Source organism: Moorena sp. SIO3I8 (assembly GCF_010692325.1).
Lineage (GTDB): Bacteria > Cyanobacteriota > Cyanobacteriia > Cyanobacteriales > Coleofasciculaceae > Moorena.
Genome location: NZ_JAAHHW010000292.1, coordinates 1 through 2,118 on the forward strand (window position 1 = coordinate 1; position 2,118 = coordinate 2,118).

At 46.5% G+C, this 2,118-nt stretch carries 3 protein-coding genes; all 3 read left to right on the forward strand.

Features of this window, described 5'->3' with window-relative positions; genetic code table 11:
- The coding region (locus tag F6K51_RS36300; protein WP_293030766.1) for a M24 family metallopeptidase at nt 1–274 on the forward strand (274 nt) is incomplete at its 5' end.
- Nucleotides 275–280: 6 nt separating this feature from the next.
- Nucleotides 281–496 carry a hypothetical protein gene (locus F6K51_RS36305; protein WP_293030769.1) on the forward strand — a complete coding sequence of 72 codons (216 nt, stop codon included), beginning with the start codon at nt 281–283 and terminating at the stop codon, nt 494–496.
- Nucleotides 484–2,082 (forward strand): peptide ligase PGM1-related protein, encoded by a 1,599-nt coding sequence (locus F6K51_RS36310; RefSeq protein WP_293030772.1) that lies wholly within the window; start codon nt 484–486, stop codon nt 2,080–2,082. The genes F6K51_RS36305 and F6K51_RS36310 overlap by 13 nt, the downstream gene beginning before the upstream one ends.
- Nucleotides 2,083–2,118 lie beyond the last annotated feature (36 nt).

Sequence of the window (2,118 nt, forward strand, 5' to 3'; positions counted from 1 at the left end):
CCGCACCGGTCACTGGCTGGGATTGGATGTCCATGACAGTGGAGGCTACAAACAGGGGGAAAACTGGCAGATATTTCAGCCCGGTAATGTAGTAACAGTGGAACCAGGACTTTATATTGGTCCTGATACTGAGCCAATAGAAGGTCAGCCAGCTATTGATCAGCGGTGGCGCGGGATTGGGATTCGGATTGAGGATGATGTGTTAGTGACTGAGTCAGGGAATGAAGTATTGACTGCTGGTGTACCGAAATCCGTAGAGGAGCTAGAGACATAAGCTATTGTGCATCTACAGCAAGATATCAGCCAGTGGGTTGCGTTACGGGACGGGTTCAGGGGCTTGCGAGGTGGAAAATCAGAGGCTTTCCGTCCCGGACACACCCTACTCACTTTTTTATTCTCCATTCCCGATTCCCGATTCCCGATTCCCGATTCCCTGTTCCCGATTCCCTGGGTGCAGCGCTATAGCTACCATATTCAACAACAATGGACAATCTGAATGATTCTTTCTCTGGACAAGAGTCAAAGTTTCAGCAACTACAGCACCAATTACGCGATCGCTGGCAGAGTAGTGATCAATTTGACCAAGACGACCACGATATTCTGGTAGTGCCTTCTGTCAGTGTTGATCAACGGGAACTGCTGAAAGTTGAGGGTTTTTTGCACTACGAAGAACGGTTATTATTTTCCCTAATTCGTCTGCGCAACCCTTACACACGGTTAATTTATGTTACCGCTGTGCCGTTGCCACCGATTGTGATTGATTACTACTTGCAGCTTCTGCCGGGAATTCCCTTCTCCCATGCACGCGATCGCTTACTGCTGTTTTCCACCTATGATGCTTCCCTCAAACCGCTCAGCCAAAAGATTCTAGAACGTCCCCGCTTGATGAAGCGGATTCGTCAAGCTTTGCGTCCAGGAAAGTCTTACATGTCTTGTTACAACTCTACTAATCTCGAGCGCGAGATATCCTTAAAATTGAACTTACCCCTACTTGCCCCAGACCCAGATTTGCTTTATTGGGGTACCAAGAGCGGTAGTCGGCAAATTTTTGCTGACAGTGGTGTCCCCCATCCCGACGGCAGTCAGTTAGTCTGGAGTGTTGATGATTTAGTCGAAGCAACAGCTGAGTTATGGTACAGGCAACCGCAACTTAACAAGATTGTGATTAAACTCAACGAAGGGTTTTCTGGGGAGGGTAATGCTATCTTGGACTTGAAACCACTATCGGAGGTAGGTCCGGGAAATGTTTCCCATGCTCAAACAGTAGCGGCTTTAAAAGAAAAGATCGTCCATTTGAGATTTCAAGCCAGTGGGGAAACGTGGGAGAGTTATAGCAGTCGCATACCGCAGTTAGGGGCAATTGCCGAAGCATTTATTGACGGAGAAAAAAAGCGTTCACCTAGCGTTCAGGCTTATATTACTCCCCATGGCGAGGTCAAGATTCTCTCGACTCACGATCAAATTCTTGGCGGACCAGACGGTCAGATTTATCTAGGTTGTCGATTTCCCGCTGATCCAGGTTATCGCCTACAACTGCAAGATTGGGGACTACGAGTCGGTCAGACCTTAGCGGAAAAAGGAGCAATAGAGCGTTACGGTGTAGATTTTGTGGCCGTTCATCAGCCGGATCGGGGTACCTGGGATTTACAAGCTATTGAAATCAACCTGCGTAAAGGTGGTACAACCCATCCCTTTATGACCCTGAAATACATGACCAATGGTCGCTATGACCTCTCCACAGGTATTTTTTTCAGTCAGCAGGGTCAACCAAAGCACTATATTGCCACGGACAATTTACAAAAAGATAGTTACAGAGGGTTAATGCCCAATGACTTGATGGATATTATCGCCTACCATCAACTGCATTTTGATAGCAGCACCAAAACTGGCACTGTATTTCACTTGATGGGCACACTCTCTGAATTTGGCAAACTAGGATTAACTAGCATTGGAGATTCTCCCCAACAAGCAGAAGAAATCTATAACCAAGTTGTGAGGGTACTGGATCTAGAAACTAAATCCGACAAGGATGCTAATCTCCCAATTTCCCATCCTAGTCTCCCGATTACTTGGAATAGATAATAAAGGGAATTGTAGAATTAAGAATGGAGAATTAAG